General features: G+C 59.8%; 13 protein-coding genes and 1 pseudogene. 10 read left to right on the forward strand and 4 right to left on the reverse strand.

Annotated elements, in window-relative coordinates; all coding sequences use genetic code 11:
* Window positions 1-75 precede the first annotated feature (75 nt).
* From E5720_RS17665 to E5720_RS17675, 3 genes are all read left to right on the forward strand, one after another.
* Entirely contained in the window at window positions 76-360 is a 285-nt protein-coding gene (locus E5720_RS17665; RefSeq protein WP_136171726.1) for a hypothetical protein, read from the forward strand.
* 380 nt (window positions 361-740) lie between these two features.
* Window positions 741-1010, forward strand: coding sequence for a hypothetical protein (locus E5720_RS17670; RefSeq protein WP_136171727.1), 270 nt, complete (start codon window positions 741-743; stop codon window positions 1008-1010).
* Between the two features lie 110 nt (window positions 1011-1120).
* Complete coding sequence (locus tag E5720_RS17675; RefSeq protein ID WP_136171728.1) at window positions 1121-2059, forward strand: hypothetical protein; 939 nt, start codon at window positions 1121-1123, stop codon at window positions 2057-2059.
* Between the two features lie 319 nt (window positions 2060-2378).
* On the opposite strand, the gene E5720_RS17680 is transcribed toward E5720_RS17675, so the two are convergent.
* Window positions 2379-4838: a DEAD/DEAH box helicase gene (locus tag E5720_RS17680; RefSeq protein ID WP_247596346.1), complete on the reverse strand. Its 2460-nt coding sequence runs from the start codon at window positions 4836-4838 to the stop codon at window positions 2379-2381.
* Window positions 4839-5617: 779 nt separating this feature from the next.
* Window positions 5618-6819, reverse strand: a pseudogene (locus E5720_RS17690) (IS3 family transposase); the annotation flags it as partial.
* Between the two features lie 272 nt (window positions 6820-7091).
* Here E5720_RS17690 and E5720_RS17695 point away from each other — a divergent pair.
* The gene (locus tag E5720_RS17695) at window positions 7092-8312 is read left to right on the forward strand and encodes an IS110 family transposase (protein ID WP_136171730.1); all 1221 of its coding nucleotides are present in this window, start codon (window positions 7092-7094) and stop codon (window positions 8310-8312) included.
* Window positions 8313-8529: 217 nt separating this feature from the next.
* On the opposite strand, the gene E5720_RS22145 is transcribed toward E5720_RS17695, so the two are convergent.
* Window positions 8530-8805: a hypothetical protein gene (locus E5720_RS22145; RefSeq protein WP_247596373.1), complete on the reverse strand. Its 276-nt coding sequence runs from the start codon at window positions 8803-8805 to the stop codon at window positions 8530-8532.
* On the opposite strand from E5720_RS22145, the gene E5720_RS22150 reads away from it, so the two are divergent.
* The 6 genes from E5720_RS22150 to E5720_RS17720 all read left to right on the forward strand — a co-directional run bounded on the left by E5720_RS22150 (window position 8783) and on the right by E5720_RS17720 (window position 17998).
* Complete coding sequence (locus tag E5720_RS22150; protein ID WP_247596347.1) at window positions 8783-9109, forward strand: excalibur calcium-binding domain-containing protein; 327 nt, start codon at window positions 8783-8785, stop codon at window positions 9107-9109. The genes E5720_RS22145 and E5720_RS22150 overlap by 23 nt on opposite strands.
* A 296-nt stretch (window positions 9110-9405) precedes the next feature.
* On the forward strand, window positions 9406-9726 hold the full coding sequence (locus E5720_RS22155) for a TerD family protein (protein WP_247596031.1): 321 nt from the start codon (window positions 9406-9408) through the stop codon (window positions 9724-9726).
* Between the two features lie 93 nt (window positions 9727-9819).
* Window positions 9820-10749 (forward strand): hypothetical protein, encoded by a 930-nt coding sequence (locus tag E5720_RS22160; protein ID WP_247596032.1) that lies wholly within the window; start codon window positions 9820-9822, stop codon window positions 10747-10749.
* A 1311-nt stretch (window positions 10750-12060) separates the two neighbouring features.
* Complete coding sequence (locus E5720_RS17710; protein WP_136171732.1) at window positions 12061-13236, forward strand: site-specific integrase; 1176 nt, start codon at window positions 12061-12063, stop codon at window positions 13234-13236.
* A gap of 141 nt (window positions 13237-13377) precedes the next feature.
* On the forward strand, window positions 13378-15096 hold the full coding sequence (locus tag E5720_RS17715; RefSeq protein ID WP_136171733.1) for a hypothetical protein: 1719 nt from the start codon (window positions 13378-13380) through the stop codon (window positions 15094-15096).
* Window positions 15097-15901: 805 nt separating this feature from the next.
* Window positions 15902-17998: an NB-ARC domain-containing protein gene (locus E5720_RS17720; protein ID WP_136171734.1), complete on the forward strand. Its 2097-nt coding sequence runs from the start codon at window positions 15902-15904 to the stop codon at window positions 17996-17998.
* Between the two features lie 159 nt (window positions 17999-18157).
* On the opposite strand, the gene E5720_RS17725 is transcribed toward E5720_RS17720, so the two are convergent.
* Window positions 18158-18622, reverse strand: a complete 465-nt coding sequence (locus tag E5720_RS17725) for a MarR family winged helix-turn-helix transcriptional regulator (RefSeq protein ID WP_136171735.1) — start codon at window positions 18620-18622, stop codon at window positions 18158-18160.
* Window positions 18623-18645: the final 23 nt, after the last annotated feature.

The following is an 18645-nucleotide window of genomic DNA, read 5'->3' on the forward strand; positions in this document are numbered from 1 at the left end:
GGCGGAGCCAACATCGGAACAACTTCGAAGCAACAGGAAGTCCGAGCAGCCCACCCTCTGAGCAGGAGAAACATCATGACTGTGACCACCTTCGATCGCGCCGGGCTGACCTTGCTGGTAATGCCGGCTGAACGACCCGCAGACCTGCTGCAGGCCTATCCCATCGATCTCGGAGAAACCACTGACGAGATCGCAGAAGCGCTCCTGGCCGTGTCTTTTCTCGAAGAGATCACCCCCGACCAGTTCATCGTCACGGGCATCGAGTTCGCGGATCCGGAGCAGCACAACACCACCATCACCTTGAACAGCGCAGACCTCGACGAGACTACCTGGATGCTCGGCGACGGCCCTGGTCGCTGACCAGGGCCACAGGAATACTCGCGAATCTGAAGCACCTCACCTCGATCCAGGTACCCGTACACGCTTGAGCGAGAACCGAAGACTTCGCAGGAGAGCGGTTCGAATCCGAAGCACGGCAATTCCTCGCTAACACACAACCCTGAACAGGAGAACCACCATGGCATCCTCAGGAAGGTGTTCCTGCCATGCTCATGAACAACTACCAGATCATCAGCAATCTCATCGACGGATGAGACTAAGCGACGAACGGTGCAGGAAAATGCATCTACCCTCAAGCTCGAGCAATCTGGTTTTGAGCAAATCTGACCTCTAGCTGCGTTGTCGCACAGCCATCGCTGGCGCACGTCGTTGAGCGATGGCGAGCAGGCTACGCGAGAGCTATGGACTTCCCGCATGATCCGGTTGCGGCGATGGGCGGCCGATGGTTGCCTTCCTTGGCAGTGGCACGGCTCTTCACCGCAGGGCCAGAGGCTGCAGGTACGCCGCCCGTAGCCGTCCGCTCGACGAGCGAGACGAACGCGCGCCAGCTTGCCGCAGCGTTTCCCGAGGTCGTGATGTATGACTTGTACAGAACAACCGCCCCGACGGAACCGCCGAAGCACGAACAGTCCTGGAAGAGAACGGCGGACGGAGACTGGGCGAGCTTGTAGATCCGGCCCTCGAACGCTTGAGTGTCCGTAAGGCGGATCGATTATGCACGGCCAGAACGTATTTAAGGTTCGATGTCTTTATACGCAGTCGTACCGAAGGAGGGACTCCGATGAACGACGAGAGCACTGACCGCCCGTTACCGCGCAACAGCACGTCGGACGAGCAGGCGGCCAATATGCAGCGGTGGAACGAGCGGTGTCTGGTAATAGATCAGCTTCGGCGCGATGTCGGAGAGGCGCTTCCGAACACATCTCGGTTCACCCAAGATATTCACTTGTTCATGCTCGTGATCGTGGAGCATCTCGGCGATACCTGGGTCGCGGCCAACGCAGAGTTTCATGCCGAGGAGAAGCCCGGCATGGGAGCCAAGTATCTCCGCCGGGACAGCGATCCTGAAATACTGACGTTGGCGCAGCACTACCTACGACTACGCGAGCTCGCTCGGCGGCTCTTCGCCTTCGCAGACGAGGAGTTCTACGACCGCCTATGCGCAAACGTCTCGCGGCGAGACCTTGAAGGCGCAGCCTTCGAGGCCGACGTAGTCCAGCTACTACTTGCCCTTCCGGTACTGATTGATTTACGCGAAGAACGCAACGTCAAGGGAGACGACTACGACATCGACGTCTGGCTCCATATACCCAATGTCAAATGGTCGATCGAAGTCAAAACCAAACACGATGACGGCCCATACACGCAAAATGGCTTACTCAACACGATTCGGCATGCACGTAAGCAGTTGCCGGCCAATGGACTGGGCTCCATCTTCTTCAAAGTGCCGCAGACGTGGGTCAACGAACCTGCTTATAAGGCAGAGGCGGCCGGGCTGTTCGAGTCCTTCTTTCGCAATACCTCGCGTGTGCATGCTGTCGTGGTCGTGTGGGATATCTACACCCACGATGCTGACAATGAGAAGTCTTGGAGCTGGAAGTCCGGCCGGGCGGTTTACCGGTCGCCGAAGATCGACCCGCAGCTCGACGAACTGCTCGGGCACTACGAAAAGCTGTGGAGCCAGCCCTACGACTTCGTTGATCTGATCTTCCCGTTCTGACGCGCGTCACCCGGTGCATCGGTCGTGAGATCGGCCGACCTTTCGAAGCGAGTGACGGCATCACGATCCGAACTTCGGATATGGAGTGCGTGCCCGATTGATCGATCACGCGGTCACCACGTGCGGTGAGAACTCTCTGGACATCTCGGTAGAGCAGTTGCGCACCATAATTGCCGCTACCCCCGGGAACGCCGATGACACGATCTGGCCAACACGGCTGGCGGACGGTCTGTCTAGATGTTGGCGAATGTGGACACTCGGCGGCCGCTGTGTCTACGGCGTAGACAAGTTCTCGCAATCGCAAAATCGTCAATGTCGTTTAGTGCGGGAAAAGATGGTCTAGATCGGCCTTCGTGTGCAGCTTCCCGTGCGTCGGGCTCAGAAGCTCACCGAGCCAACGTCCGTCTGGTAGCCGAGCCTCCACCCGCGTACGGGCTTCTCCACGAGACGCTGCGCTGTTGTCTCCACAGAGCGCGTCGTACTGCTGTATTCGTTCGGCAAGAAGGTCGTACAGGTGCAGCGCTGCCTTGTGGTTGATCAGCGCGACGCTGTCCCGTGCAGCTTCTTGCGCGTCCTTCTTCACCTCCGTAGCGGGAGTCAACAGACAGCCGTAGACACGGGTTTTGGGTGCGCGAGTCTTCTCGACCTGTATCTGCCCAAGCAGCTGATTGACGTCCCCACGAATCAAGGGGGGTGGGTCACCGGCCAGCACTGTTTTGACCTCCCAGGCGCGGCGTTCAGACCGCTTGGTGGTCGACCAAGTCCATCGACAGTCTGTGGCGCTCTGTTCCTTATCTGGTGGTCGTTCACTGCTGGCACCGGCGAGACGGGCGAGCACAAGCAGCCCCCCACACTGCTCGTCATGTGTTCCTGCCAACAGCACACGTCCGGCAGATAGCTCCTTCCCCAGCCGGGGGCCGGCCTCCCTGCGCCACTCATCCCACAGGAGGAACAATCGGTCCGTGTCATCGGCGGGATCCGTGTAACCATCGAGGTCCGAAATCGTGCGACGAAGCCTTTGGAACCATGTGGTCCGCGGTCCATTGCGGGTGACATCCTGCAGCGCGTCGCGGGCCGCTGCGAAGTCTTTGGGTGTCCCGCCAGTGAAGTGGGCGTGGGCTTCGACGTACCGCCAGAACGCGGCATGCTCGGTTTCGCCTGCGGCCGCGAGCTTGTCCGATGCTTCCCGTGCGTGTTGTGCCGCCGCTGTGTGGTTGCTGATCCACATGTCGGCGACAGCGGTCACTTCGAGATCAGCACTCGAAACCGTGCTGCTGCCGCCAGTCTTCTTTCCGGGTCGTCGCCGACGAGGTGGCGCAGTCGCTGGCCCTGATGGTGACGGGGTCGTTGAACCTGCGGCCCAGAACGTGTCGCAGGTAGCCCGCGTACCAGCCCAGTCAGTGTCGTAGATCGCCAGTGCGCCCTTGACGGTATCTTGAGTGCCCGCGGGGATAGATTGTCGAACAACCGGATCGGCCAGCACTCGAGCAAACAGTGGGTCCAGGCCTAAGTACATCGAGCGGTCCGAAGGCTCGCGGTTCGCGCGACCGAGGGCCTGTGTCACACGCTGGCCGACGCGGTGGCGCATGAAGCTGGCGTCGCCCAGATATGCGACTACGAATCGCTCGAATTCGCTGCTGGCTTGGGGTACGGATGTGATGATGACGAGCTTGCAAAGTTCGCCCGCGAGATCGAGACCGTCGTAGCGGCCGGCGGCGATGAGATGGCCCAAAGGGGCATGAGTCCAAATGTCGAACATCGAGTCGTCACCGGGCTTGAGCCTGAATACGCTGAGCCCTTCCGCCGTCAACTTGGTTTGCAGGGCGTCGGCTTCGGCGTGGCTCGAGCACAGCCACGCTGTTCTGCCGCCAGCATGCGTCGACTGTTCGAGCGCCCAGGCAAGTGTGTTCGGACCGAAAGCTTCTTCTGGGCCGGGGTTGAGTACGAACAGACGCTCACCAGTGGATCCCGCATGCAATGGGGAGGCGGTCGACAGGGCCACAATTCGATGGGCACCCACTCGTCGCTGCAGGTCGTCCATGGTGCCAAGGGTTGCAGACATATAAATCCGCTGCTTGGCGCTTACATACCATCTATTGAGGGTTGTCGGTGGATGATAGGGGCGAATCTCGATCCCGGACGGCCCGATCAGTACCCCGCAATGTCCGAGGTGGTCCCGGATGGTGGGCCATACATATTTGGTCTCGTTGGCCTTGACATAAGGCGATGCTTCGATGGCGTTGCGGATACGTTCCTCAAGGACTTTCCAGTCCTTGAAGGACAGTAGTTCCGGAGGAGTGCCGGGTCGCGCTGTTCCGTCCTGCATAGCGTGGAGGCCCGGGTAGGACGACGTATGGGCGATCAAGAAGCCGCAGATCGTCCGATAGAGCGTCCTGGCCTCGCCACTCTCGTCTGGGATGCGAAACGTCTGCATGGAGCTCAACGGTTGTTCGGCGAGGTGAGCGTCGTCAAATATGACAAGGTCGGCGGGCTTGGGCACCGGGCTGGAGTTGAAATAGACCCAGTAGTTCATCACGCCGACGACCTGGCCCTGGTGGTAGTCGTCGAGCGCGGTCGCGCCGTAGGACTTGCTCGCGAAAAGAGCCACCTCCAACCCAAGCTCCTCCGCCTCCGCTTTGACCCGTTCCGCGAGTTGACGCGTTCCGGCCAGATAGGCGGCAGTCCGGCCTTGATCAAGCGCGTAGTCGGCGATCAGCAGAGCAACTAGTGTCTTGCCCTCGCCGGTGGCCATTTCAATTGCCAGATCCGACGTGGCCAGGTGTTCTGCGGCGTATGCGCTGAGAACTTGACTCTGGCCGGGGCGTAGCTCGGTGAAACGCGCAGATCCCTACGCAGCAAGGCGGTCTGCGAAGTCCGGCACAGTGCTATCGATCGTCAACGTCACGCACTTTCGTCGAGGCCAACAGCTTTCGATTGTACTTACGAATGGCCGGGATGTTTAAAGGTTCCGGGATCACTAGGTTCGACCTGCAATCGTCGACGCCTCCGCGAAGCCGGCAGGCCGATGCTGGAACGGATAGGTCTACCACGAGCCATTCCGACGACGCCGCAGTTGTGTTGGATCCCGGTAAGCCTGCCATCACTGTAAACGATTTCTGTCCGACAGTTCCCGTCAATTCGTCGGTTACAGCGATCGTGTACGTGCCGAAAGCAGTGACGCCTTCGGAGTTGTCGCCGCCCGTGAAGGAGGGGACCAGTGAAAGCTCTGTCCTACACCGAGTCGCACGAGAGCTGTCCGCCCTGCGCGCACGTGCGGGGGGTGCAGGTCGCCGCCTTTGACGTCGGCGGTCGGCCCTCGGTGATCCGATTCCTGCGGACGTGCGAATCGTTCGATAGGCGTGTGCCGCAGGGGCGACTGCTCGCCAAGGTCGACCTGGAGAAGGACGCGCTGCGGGGAGGTCGCAAGGAGAACCTCTGAGCCCGGCCGCCAAGCGCCGCGCCGTCGGCATGTGCATGACTGGCAGGTCCCCGATAGTCGGACCACCGCGTTCTAGAGCCACGGTGTGATTGATGACAGTCGATCTCGCAGCCCACGGGTTGGTGCGTGTGGGCGCATTGGGCAGCGTACTCGGCGGGTGTCGGGTACCCAGGGACGAGTGCCGGTGCCGATTATTGTGGTCGTCTTTGAAGTCTTCGATCACGACCCTCGCTTCGAGCAGGCTGGTCCAGTGATTGCGGTTGAGGCATTCCTTTCGTAGTCGGTTGTTGAAGGATTCGATGTGGCCGTTGTTCCATGGTGTCCCCGGCGGGATGTAGGCGATACCGATCCTGTCCCGGAAGAACTGTTGCAGCACAGAGGAAATAAACTCCGGTCCGTTGTCCATTCGCAGCACTTGAGGCGGCCCTCCCCGCAGCGCGAACGCCTTACCCAACTCCTCGGTCAGCCGCTGCGCGGTGATCGAGCGCTCCACGATGTTGAGCACCGACAGTCTGGTGTGTTCGTCGATCATCGACGCAATCTTGATGGCCTTTCCATCGACGGTCGAGTCGAACTGGAAATCCATAGCCCACACCACTTTCGGTGCATCGGATTCGATCTGCGGGCACGAACTGACGCCGGCGCGTTTGCGGGGATGGTAGATCCGAACCTGCAGACCCTCTTCCTTCCACAGTTGGTGGACCTTCTTCTTGTTCACCGTCATGCCCTTGTCGTGCCTCAGATGCGCCCAGTCGCGTCGAAACCCGTGCACTGGATGCGTGCCTGCATATTTGCGGAGTTCGGCTCTGAGTGTGATGTCAGGGTCGGCGGGTGTCTGCGCGATCGGAGTCCGGGCGTAGGTGGATCGGGCGAGCCCAACTGCTTTGCACGCCAATCGTTTCGACATGTTCATCGTGGTCACGAGCATGTCGACAGCGCGACGCTTGGCAGCTGGGCTCAAAATTTTCCAGTAATAATATCAACAACCTAATGGCGAGGCGGTCTGACCCTGAATTTTCCTGGCCCACACGGTGCCTTTCGCGGGACCCGTCGACCGCAGCGAGTCCTTCTCCAGCTCGGCGTCTGCCAGCAGGCGCTTGAGCCGGCTGTTCTGCTCGCGAAGCTCCTTGAGCTCCTTCGTCGCGTCGGTGTCCATCCCGCCGTACTGGCGACGCCAGTTGTACAACGTCGCCGCCGACACTTCGAGTTCTGCCGCGATCTCCTCCTGCGTCTTGCCCGCAGCAGTGAGCTCGTCGGCGCGCCGCAGCTTGCGCACGATGTCCTCGGCGGAGTTCCGTTTCCGTCCAGCCATGTTCTCCATCGTCCTAATGGGACTCGATCGGCGAGTCTTCGTCACCGCGCAGTCCTGTCGGAGAATGCTGATCACTGAGCCGCTGGTGGGTGAGCACTTCATCGTCCGGGAGTGAACGTCGACTCCTGAGGATAGATCGTGCACCCACCAGTCGGTGAGGGTTCCACAGAACGCTGATGGGGTGTCGTGCCGCACTGAGCACTGATCCATTAGGTCGCAGTCCGGATCCCTCGAAGGCTCACCGAGCAATGACCGAACGCGTGCGAGGAGAGGAATGCAACATGATTTTCGTAGGAGACGACTGGGCCGAAGAGCACCACGATATCCACGTAATGAACACCGACGGTAAGCGCCTGGCCACGCGCCGACTACCTGAAGGGTTGGCAGGTATCGCGGCATTCCACGACGTCGTGGCCGCGCACGCCCCCACGCCAGCCGATGTCGTCATCGGGATAGAAACCGACCGAGGGTTGTGGGTAGCTGCGCTGCTCGCAGGCGGATACACGATCTACGCCATCAACCCGCTCGCCGCCGCACGCTATCGTGACCGGCACCATGTATCCGGAGCGAAATCCGATGCCGGAGACGCGAAACTGCTAGCAGACCTAGTTCGCACCGACCGCCACAATCATCGCACCGTCGCCGGCGATACCGCGGATGCCGAGGCGGTCAAAGTGCTGGCCCGTGGTCACCAAAATCTGATCTGGTCCCGCAATCGCCAGACCAACGCATTGCGCTCGGCGTTGCTCGAGTATTACCCGAGTGCTCTGGATGTATTCGAATGCCTCCATGACCGCGACGCAGTCGCAGTGCTCGCGCGCGCCGCTTCACCCGCCGAAGCCGAACATCTCAGCACCTCGTCTATACGCTCGATACTGAAAAAAGCTGGGCGACAGCGCAATGTAGATTCAAGAGCCCAGCAAATTCGCGTATCGCTACGTAAAGACCAACTGGCTGCGCCACCGCCCGTCGCAGCAGCGTTCGCCGCAACTACCCGATCGGCGGTCGCGTTGATAGCGGAATTGAACCGACAAATAACTGACCTCGAAGCAGTTCTCTCAACACATTTTAGAACACACCCGGACGCCGACATCTACCTCTCCCTGCCAGGACTCGGTGTCATCCTCGGCGCCCGGGTGCTCGGTGAATTCGGAGACGATCCCAACCGATACACCACGGCCAAGTCTCGCAAAAACTACGCCGGCACGTCACCCCTGACCGTCGCATCCGGCAAGAAACGCGCCGTTCTCGCTCGTCACGTTCGGAATCGACGCCTCTACGACGCGATTGACCAATGGGCATTCTGTGCACTCAGCCAGAGCCCAGGCGCTCGCGCTTACTACGATAGATATCGTGCTGCGGGCAACCTCCACCACCAAGCGCTACGGGCACTCGGCAACAGGCTCGTCGGCATCCTCCACGGTTGCCTACGACATCACAGCAACTATGACGAGCACACCGCCTGGGGACACCGAGACGCCCAACAACTCAGTGTCGCTTGACAAGTTAGAGCCCTGGGGTGTCTATCCGCCCAGCTCATGGGCAACAAGACTCTAAAACAATGTGGCCCCGTTCACCTGGGACACGCCAGGATTGTCCAAACGTTGGTGGACTGCGAGCAGGGCGCAATTGGTCATCTTCTACTCATCACGAGCGGTGCGGCTTCTTCCATGCGGCTTGTCATTCGAGCGAATGACAAGCCGCGGGTCACCTGCTCGCTTAGTCGAATCGTGAACTAGCCTCACCGCACAAGACCTTCTGGTCTCTACTTGGAGAGGCTGCTAAAACAATGAATCCATCCCGCTTCATCACCGGCTCTGCCGCAGCGATTTTGGCTGTCGTTGCACTCACCGCCGGATGCTCCTCCGGCGATACGGTCGACGCCCCGACGACGCCTTCTACCACCTCGGTTACTGCCACCACCACAATCGTGCGCCCCACAACGGCTACCGTGCCTTCGAGCCCTTCGGCAATGCCGTTGCCATCAACAGTCACTTCGGAATCCGTCTACGTCGAGCCCGTCCCGGCACCCGCTCCAGCACCCGCCCGAGCACCGGTCCCAGCGCCTGCGCCTGCGCCTGCGCCTGCGCCTGCGCCTGCGCCAGCGCCAGCGCCAGCGCCAGCGCCAGCGCCAGCGCCAGCGCCAGCGCCAGCGCCAGCGCCAGCGCCAGCGCCGAGAGTCTCGTACGCGAACTGTACGGCCGTTAAGGCCGCCGGAGCGGCACCCATCTACAAGGGCGAACCGGGATACAGCACCAATCTCGACCGCGATCGCGATGGTATTGCCTGCGACACATAAGAATGGCAACCCATGCGGCAGCCGGCCAACACACATCGATGTTCAGATCGCCGGCTCAATTCTCAATGAGAGTCGACGCGGACCGATCTGCCAGCTGGCACGTCTACCTCGGTTTCGGCGGTTAGCAGCATTCTCAGCGTTAAGTACAGCATCCAACCCCGAACCCATCGAAAGGGGCCGCTTCGTGAACCACACAGGCGACGACGGCGAGCAGCTACGCAAAGGTTCAAAGACCGATCTGGCGGCGTCGCTATACAGTTCGAGTCAGCACGACAGGCCCGCAAGGAATCGTCGATGTGGCGGCCGTTTTGTTGGGGACAGATGGCAAGGTGCGGTCGGACAACGACTTCGTCTTTTTCAATAACCCGCACGTCCAAGGATGTACGTTGATCAGCGGGGACACCATCGAAGCCGATCTGACCGCGATTCCCTCATCGGTGGATCGCATTCTGATCACCGCCAGCACCGAAGCGCAGAACACGCATTTCGGTACCGTTTCCGGACTGGCCGTCCACATAACCTCAGCCGCCGGCACACTGTCGTTCACCCCGGCTGGATTGACAATGGAAACGGTCCTGCAAGCGATTGCGTTGTATCGACGCGGATCAAGCTGGTGACTCGACGCCATAGGACAGGGCTATACGCAAGGTCTCGCGAAACTCGCGACCGAATACGGCATCACGATCGATCAACCCTCAGAGGTGCCCCGCGTGGCGCCGCCTCCCGGCTTGCCGGCGCAGCCTGGCGGTGCCATCGGATCGCAGCAGGTCTCTGCCGCGGCCAAGTCGGTGTTATCGTCCGCCAAAAATGCACTTACAGCCGCACGAAAAACGATGGCAGCCTCAGCGTCACCGGGCGCTCCCGTCACACAACCGCATACTGCGGCCGGACCCCCTGTCTCGTTCGACAAGGTCACGATTGCGCTGACCAAAGACTCCCTGAACCGCACCGCAAGGATCGATCTGCGAAAAAGCCAAGGCGACCCCAGCTGGGTACTGACCGTCGGGCTCGAGTGGGACGGACGAGGCACAACTTACGACCGCAACGGAAACGTCACGAAGTTCGGAACCGGCGACTTGGATGTCTACTTCTTCTGCCGCAACGAAGACACCAACGACTACGTCGTCATCAGCGGTGACAGGGGACACCAGGGCAACCTGAAGAAGTGGCCTCACCTCCACCACTACGGCGACAGCAGAGGACCAGGCAGAGGCAATAGGCCCGCTGCTGAACAGGTCAGAGTCCTCCCGCACGAAAACGGAGACTTGCTGGTCAACATCTACCAGAGCGTCGACAACGGAGCAGGAGCCCTCGATAAGTTCGGCAAACCCCGCGTCGCAATACGGTACGGCCGAGCCGGAAAAGACGGACTTCCAGGCCCCGACGCCGACGAAATACTCGTGTTCGTCGGCAACAGCAAGAACTCGTTCTGGGCCACCGTTGCCCACATCGACGTGCAGAACGGGGTGCTCACCGTCGACGGGGAGACCCGCTACAGCCGCATCGGAAGCGAAAAGATGCCGGGACTCGACGTCAACAGCACCTGGGTGCGCGCACCCGCCGATGGACCCACCGGGCGAAGCAAGAAACGCAACGGCGGCTTGGGGCTGAACAAATACAAAGGGAAGTGCCAACCGTGAAGGACAGAAGGCAAGTGCCCACTAGAGACCACAGCGACTAAAGCGGTGTGGTGCCTTTGGGAACAACAGTGACGTTGGGATCCTGAGCCGGCGATGCGCGAACTGCGAAAGTCCCGGTCAGCTCCCGCGCCGTCGTCGGCTTATCCGCAACACCAGTATCGAACCTGACGGCCGCTCGATTACCAGGTAGGCACACATCATCGCCCACGGGAGTGTTCCCCTTCCGCACGTGGGGCACCACCGGGGTCAGCTGTGTGTTCGACGGAATGTTACCGAAGTGGCGACGAACGCACGCGGTGGGCGCGTCTGCCTGTACCGTCAATTGTGAGCGCTCAAGCCAGGTTTCAGGTCGTCACTTTGAAACGAGGTGGAGTCGAATGACCATGTCGGTCCGTTTGGACGGTGGGGTGACGAGGGGGACGTTGATGGACCCGGAGACAGTCGAAAGTGGTCATCTTTTACTCATCACTTTGAGTCGAACTCGGGTGGATTCACCGGCACACTGGTGGTCTCTCGATTCGCCGAACAACCTGGTCAGCTGGCGTGTGGTGGACTCTGGTGGGTCCACTGGAATTGTTACCTCTTTTAACAGCGGGTCCGGGGTTCGAATCCCTGATGGCGCACAAGAATGACCCCCTTACCAGCGGAAACGCAGGTTTGGGGGTCATCTTTTTGCCAAGGGGAGTCAGGTCTACTCATCACTTTGAAGGCAAAGTGATGAGTGAATTGGGCGATGTTTCCCCAGGTCGCGGTCCGCGTCCGCGTCATCGACGATGATTCGACTCGCGGAACCGTTTGTCCGGGATTCGAGTGCGATCGATGGCATGCGTATCTGCCTCTGACCTGCTCTTTGGTAGTGCGGCCAGCTGTGGAAGCACGGCGTGGATACGGCACTGGACCGTAGGTCATCACTTACTCATCACTTTGCCCTACGCGATGCCAGGCGGTGGCCGCTATTTTCAGTCGAGCACGGGGTCGAATTCGGTGGATGGTTCGGCGGCTCGAGTCCGCTTCGAAAGTGTTCGCGGCGCCGGCGGGGATTTCGCGAGGTTCGGATCTGGGCTCGATCGGATGCGAAAATAAAGTAGCTATTTAGTCCCGCGGGGGCGGAGCGTATTCGGCTTGCATTGATCCAGGAAGTTCGGCGGCTGGCCGGCGGATCAAAGAGGTGCTGGGCGCGCGGGAACCCGATATTCGCTTGATTGGAAGTTGGGCTCGTAAATTGAATTTTCCGCACCATCTACGATGAAACGCCTGTTCAGCACAGTTTCACGCTGCCGATGTGTCAGTGGCCTGCGCTAGGCTGCGTGTATGGACTTTCGACCAGCCCGGACACCTGCGGTGGGCACTGCCCCGGGCATCCTCGGAAACGGTCTGTCGGCGGCGGTCGAGCCGGAGATCCCGCCGGCCGTCGCGAAGCGGATCGCGAGCGCCGTGCAGTCTTCCCGTTCCGAAGGAACGCGCAAGACCTACTCCACCGCATGGAGACGCTTCTCCACCTGGTGCGAGACGAACGGTCACGTGACGTTGCCGGCACATCCGGTCACCGTCGCCGCGTACCTCGTCGACGCCGCTGACACTTGCACCGAGCAAGGGGAGCGGGCTTACGCCGTGGCCACCTTCGGCACCTGGATTGCGGCGATTAATTATCAGCACCGGATCACCGGGCATCTGTCACCGTCTGCACACGAACTCGTGACCGCCACGTTGTCCGGGATCCGGCGGGAGTATGCCGCCGCGGGGGACCGTCCCCGCAACCCGCGAGACCCGTTGCTGGTGGATGACATCAAACTTCTCGTACGGACTGCGCGCGAGCAGTGCCGAGGGTGGGCTGACGAGGTGCTGGAGCGACGCGATTCGGCGATTCTGTTGCTCGGGTTTGCCGGTGCCTTCCGCCGCAGTGAACTCTCCGACCTAGTCTGCGGGGACGTCAGCGTGCACCGGCATGACGGGTTGCATATCCGGCTACGGAAGTCGAAGACTGATCAGGAGGGTAGGGGAGCGGTGAAAGCACTGCCGTACACCGAATCCCACCAGACCTGCCCACCCTGCGCGTATGTCCGCTGGGCCCAGGTCATCGCAGCATTCGACGCTCGCGGCCGCCCCTCTGTTATCCGGCTGCTGAGCAAGGGTGAACCGTTCGAGGCACATGTGTGCCGCGGGGGAGTCCCGCGCACCGCCGCCCTAGCACCGATGTTTCGCGCTATCGCGAAGAACGGAAACCTTGGAGTCACTCCGTTGTCCGGAGCTGCGATTCACCAGACCATCCGCCGCCGTGCTGGCCACGCAGGCTTCGATCCCACCGCGCTGACCAAACTGGGTGGGCATTCCCTGCGTGCTGGTTTCGTCACCCAAGGAACTCGCAACGGTGCCGACGGGTCCGCTATCGCCCGGCAGACGGGCCACGCGAGCCTCGACTCGGTCGAGGTGTACCGCCGCGAGCATGCGCCCCTCGTTGGAAATGCGGTCACCGACATTGGTCTCTGAGCAACCCCGCCATCGTTACCGACAGTGTTCCGACGTCCAGGACGCGAGCTGCGGCTCCGCATTTGGTCGCTCGGCTTTAGCCATTACGAAGTGTCAAACGCCCGTACCGCAGATCGAACTTCCGCAGGAGAGGCGTTAATCGTGCAGGTCGACTGGGCCACGCTTGGCCGCAACAAGTTCGAGTCCACAGTCGAACTGTTGATTCGCCGCCAGTGGGACGGACACGCCAACGTAATCGTTCCTGATGGGCGCGGTGGCGACGACGGCATCGACATCGACGTCGAGAAATCGAACGCCCACAAGCGTATTTATCAACTCAAGTACTACCCGGATGGGTTCTCTGGCGACCGCAAGACCACCCGCCAGAAACAGATCCGCAAGTCGTACATCACAGCGGCCAAGTACCAACCAGACGAGTGGCTACTCGTCGTGCCAACCAAACTGACTCCTGGTGAGCGTATGTTCGTTGAAGGCCTGGCTGAACTACGAGGACCGAAAATCTCAATCGTAGATCAGGTCGAGCTCGACATCTTGATGATCAACCTCCCCGACGTTTACAACTACCTCGAACGCGATCAAATGCGTGCGAATGCAGTCTTGTTCGGCCAAGAAGCCGCAAATCTGTTTGGCGGCGTGAAAGATGTCGTGGATCGGGTGCGGTCATTGGGTCAGCTCGCGGACACGATAGACCCGCACTGGGCTCTTGATTTCGTGAGGTCCGGCGACAGCGTGACGTATTCACTGCGCCCGAAGACCTCTGATGCTCACATCAAAAGCCCGGTCAAACTTACAGTCGACGGGGTATTAGGTCCCCAACATTCCGAGCTCGCGAAGGCCATGAGAGGGACATTTGGTTTCGGTGCCTCCGACCCAGTTCTGTTGCCTGCCGAAGTCGTCCAACGTCTTACAATCAGCGGACCGGCGTTCATTGCCGGAGCGCATCAAAACATCGACATGCAGTTCAACCCCATCAGCCGCAACCCTCATGTGGGCGCGACCGCGCAAATCTCATTCGAAACACCCGACGGCGATCACCTCGGACAGTTTGAAGGCGAGGTCACGCACATCGGCCAAGGACCCGAAGGTGGTGCGCTAGAGCTCGCCTTCTACAACAAACACCTGGAGATGCGTGTTCTCTTTCCGCTGCAAGAATTTTCAGAAGAACCCATCGACGTGCGGATCGGTTACAACCTGCAGAAGATTGCAGTGCGTGACGCGATCGAGGTTCTTGAGATCAGCACGCTTCTACGCTCCCACGCCCTTCTGCTGAAGGTGCACCTCGAAGATCAGCACCTGATGACAGTCCATCAAGGGAACGCTGAGAACATACCTCCACTGGATCCCGACGTTGCGATCATCAGATCAATCGCGGAAGACCTAAGTGTTGTCCAGGCTCACTGCAAACAGTCGTTCCAACTGCCGCTCACCGTGACCCAGAGGGAGAGGATCGATCTGCGCATCGCTCGACTGCTGATCGAAGGTCACGCAGTAGAAACGCCAGATGCCTCATCGATCACTGCCACTCTTTCGGGAGAGGACTCACCTGAACTTCGAGCAATCATGATCGACGGCGGTAGCCTACGTTTCGAGGGCCCCGACTACGTCGTTAAGATTGGAAAGAAGACGATGACAGTCGGGCCGGCGTACATTGGCGACCCAGAGTCGTATGTCGAACACGCGGATGTTGCGCTACACCGCCTCGATAACGGGACCGCAGAGGGTTACCAAGTCAAGTTTCTACCTGGTACAACAACTTACTTTCGGTCGGTACTTGTTGAATCCGCAGAACCTCGCCACTTCGCTGACCCACCAACACCTTGGCGAATTTCCGGGATCGAACAACCTACGAAACAGTCGTGACTCATTGTCTCGACTGGGGTCCTCCACGAGCCAGTAGGCAACATGAACGCGCCTACTCGCTTCAGAACATCGCTGTGCAGACATCCTGAGAGTCCGCGAGACGAAGTCTCAACTCCTGATTTACATAAGAGATCGGTGAACAATGACTCCTGGCGGCGGCACGATCGCAGCATTTGGCCTCAAGTACCAGTACATGGCTACCGTGGAGCACTTTCTGCAACACCTGCGGGACAACATAGCGCTAATTCCACAAACCACGTTGGTTGTCGAACCTGTTGTGGTGGACTCTCATGGGCAAGACGACGACATCGTCGACTTCGGCTTCCTCACAGACGGCATGCCGACACATCACATCCAGGTGAAGTCTTCGATCGACCCGTCCAACCATCCGCTTCAACCAGGGTCCGCCCGAGCGGTACTCGAACGTCTCATCACTCACGATGCGACCACCTCTGCCCTTTACACCAACAAACCGCTCTCGCCCACCCTTCTTAGTGACGTTGAAGTCGACGCACGGGCCATAGCCCGGTTTGGCACCGTCTCGTACGTTTGGCCGAACGGCCCAGGTGGACAACACAGTACACAGCGGGATCGGCCTCGAATCACGGTTGACGGGCGGTCTCATCACCTAGTTCGAGATTCAATCGCGGATCTAGTTGGCGGATTTCGCAAGGAACGCGGGCGGAACCACACCGCAACAACTTGCAGTCTCTTGGTTCCGATTCTTCTTGACCGGGTATTCAGTGCTGCGGCGGGAACCGACGCGAGCCGTCTGGAGGCATTGGACTTTTTGGAGCTCGTTGCGATGCCCGACTCTCGCATCGCGCAGGTTGCGGGAGGGTTCGACTGGGGCCTCCCCGTCGCAGGCATACCGAACTACGTCTCGACATTTCCACGGTTGGACTACCTCAGCAAAATCAAGGACTCGTTCCCTGCCGAGGCAGCCGTTGCCCCACCTAGAGTCGCTCTGGTAGGTCATACGGGCTCAGGAAAGTCTGTAATCGCCTCGGACTACTGCCATCTCGATGCAATCAACTACCAATTCATGTGTTGGATCGATTGCCGAGACGCAGACTTTATCGACGCGCAGGTTGTCAACCATGTCGAACAGCTGACAAAAGGCGCCCTCAGCCCCGAACAAGACGCCGTTGCCGTTTTGACCGGGATTCTCGGTCGCCACAGCGGCCCATGGCTCTTGATACTCGACGGCGTTGTGCAACGATCCGACATAGATCGAGTCATTCCGACACGAGGCCACGGGGTAGTGCTCGTCACGAGCACCAACCGCCTGAACTGGTGGCCAGACACTGCAGTCATTGAAGTTGGCGAGTTCACCACCGAGGAGGCGGTCGGCTGCTTTGCCTCGTACGCCGGTCTAGACCGCGAGCAGGAAGAAGAACACCACACAGTACTGACGGAAATCGTTTACATGCTCGGGCATGTGCCACTGGCTGTGAGCATGGCAGGCGTATACTTTCGCAACGCGGACGGGACTCCAAGCGAGCTAGCCACCCATTACTTCGAAGACCTAGAGGCGCTCGACGACATCCTTTCGATCCCAGCGGGGTTCAACAAAACTGCGTTCAAGGCAATCCAGCATGCAGTCGCGTCCCTCGGGAAGCACGACGCAAGCGGGCACGGCCTTACGGCCCGGGCAGTACTGGAGTTGGGTTCGTTAATAGCCCCCGAACAAATTCCGCTCAATCTCATGGTGCCACTCGCAGCTGAACCTGAACACTCGCTAGACGTCGCTGAGGTTCCACACCCCGAGGTGGTCGAGCCCAAGCTGCGGCGGGGTGTCATTGCCGCCCTCAAAAGTCAATCGATTGCTCGCCGTATCGTCTCTGAAACTGCCGGCCCGACCAGCGAAACCATCAACCTCCATCCGCTTGTCCATCAGATCCTGCGGATGTCCCGGCTGGCCGCATTGCCACCGGGCCAGCTCGAGAGCGACGCATTCCTACTGATGCACTTTCTACGCGGCTGGCTCGGCGCATCGAGATCGAACGGCGACTATTTCGCGACCGAACTGCTTCGAATGCACTCAGAAACTCTATTAGCTGTAGTCAAACAGCACGAACCGCTCGCGTCCTACTCCGATCAGAGTCGCCGCTGCTACCTGTACACAAAGGCGCTGCTCGAAGGAGAGTTGAGCACCTGTCACGCCAGCCGTCGACGATTCGACCTCTCACTGAGGTTAGGGCAAGCTGCTGGTTCGACGATGACGGCCCTGTCCGAAGAACCCACTGCCCGCGCACTGACAGCCATAGTCGCGGTCAATATGATCACCGATCTTTCTTTCGCCAAAGCGCCCGCAGCAGTCCTTGCAGCAATCACCGCTGCTACATTGCCTGCGATCACCGTAGGCGTTGCGGATGAGAAAGAGTCCATCCGAGAAGCTTCATATACCGCCGCCGGAGAACTAAGAACGATGCTGAACCGCACGCCCGAGTATCAGGTGGCCCCGGAACTCGAAGACGTTCGATCTCGCATCGATGCCCTGGTCGAAAGCGATCCACACCCGGATGCGCGTCCATCAACGGTCAATAACAGAATCAACGAGCTCTACTCAGCAGGGGACTACGAAGCGCTCGAACGTTTGCTCCCCCCACTACGGCAGAACGCATCGCCAGATGATTCGGTGGGGCTGGATGCACTGCATATCGTCGTACGGTTGCATCTCGGAACTCTTGACGAAGTGCAGAGTGGTCTCGAAGAGCTCGTCGCCATCGACCCGCACGCTGGCTATCTCAGCAACTCTCTCGTCGAGGCTCTGACAAAAGTAGGGCGCGAGGTAGAGCAATGTGCACAGAACAATCCTGCCGACAGACGACGACTGCTCCTGATGCGGGCCGCCATCGAAACGAGATTGGTGCAGCTCATCGGCTCCGCCCAGCCCTGAGCGGTCGATCTTGTGCACAGCCACTGCCGAGAGCATCGGCGAGTCAGGATTCCTTGACGGTGCGGTAACTGCGTTTTCCACACCTTCTAGCGTAAAACACCAGTTCATTGGAGTCTTCCTGTACCTGTACCTGCGCCGGTGGCAATCGTGGGCATCGCGTCAAGTCCGCGGCTCCGAGATTCGCTCGAGTACCCACCGAAGGCCATCGACTTGGTGCGGAGTGAACGGGGTGATCAAATGCTCCCTCACAACCGGAGCGTGGATAGGTTTTACAACGTCGACGATGTTCACTCCAGCGTCGGTGAGGGATACCTCGACGCCCCCGCCGACCTTCTCTCGCGTCACCAATCCTCGGGTCTCCATGCGAGAGACATGGTGAGATAAGCGGGTCCGATCCCAGCCCAGACGCATTGCGAGATGACTTTGCCGCACCGGACCGGCGTCGGCGGCTACGTGAATGAGGATCGCGACGTCGGGCTCGGAGAGCCCGGTGGCGGTGTGAACCTCCGCCGATACACGTGCTCGAATCACCTCGTGCGCTCGCTTCCAGGCGAACCACAGACTGCGTTCGTCCTCGTCGAGGTCCGATTTGAAACCAGGGTGCGCGGCATCATCTGTTGACATATCAACAATATAAGTTCAATGTG

The sequence above is a fragment of the Rhodococcus sp. PAMC28707 genome (assembly GCF_004795915.1).
Lineage (GTDB): Bacteria > Actinomycetota > Actinomycetes > Mycobacteriales > Mycobacteriaceae > Rhodococcoides.

Excerpts from the sequence above, each read along its gene's own strand:
- E5720_RS17665 (WP_136171726.1), top strand. The coding sequence starts at position 76 with ATGACTGTGACCACCTTCGATCGCGCCGGGCTGACCTTGCTGGTAATG.
- E5720_RS17670 (WP_136171727.1), top strand. The coding sequence starts at position 741 with ATGGACTTCCCGCATGATCCGGTTGCGGCGATGGGCGGCCGATGGTTG.
- E5720_RS17675 (WP_136171728.1), top strand. The coding sequence starts at position 1,121 with ATGAACGACGAGAGCACTGACCGCCCGTTACCGCGCAACAGCACGTCG.
- E5720_RS17695 (WP_136171730.1), top strand. The coding sequence starts at position 7,092 with ATGATTTTCGTAGGAGACGACTGGGCCGAAGAGCACCACGATATCCAC.
- E5720_RS22150 (WP_247596347.1), top strand. The coding sequence starts at position 8,783 with ATGCCGTTGCCATCAACAGTCACTTCGGAATCCGTCTACGTCGAGCCC.
- E5720_RS17710 (WP_136171732.1), top strand. The coding sequence starts at position 12,061 with ATGGACTTTCGACCAGCCCGGACACCTGCGGTGGGCACTGCCCCGGGC.
- E5720_RS17720 (WP_136171734.1), top strand. The coding sequence starts at position 15,902 with ATGCCCGACTCTCGCATCGCGCAGGTTGCGGGAGGGTTCGACTGGGGC.
- E5720_RS17725 (WP_136171735.1), bottom strand. The coding sequence starts at position 18,622 with ATGTCAACAGATGATGCCGCGCACCCTGGTTTCAAATCGGACCTCGAC.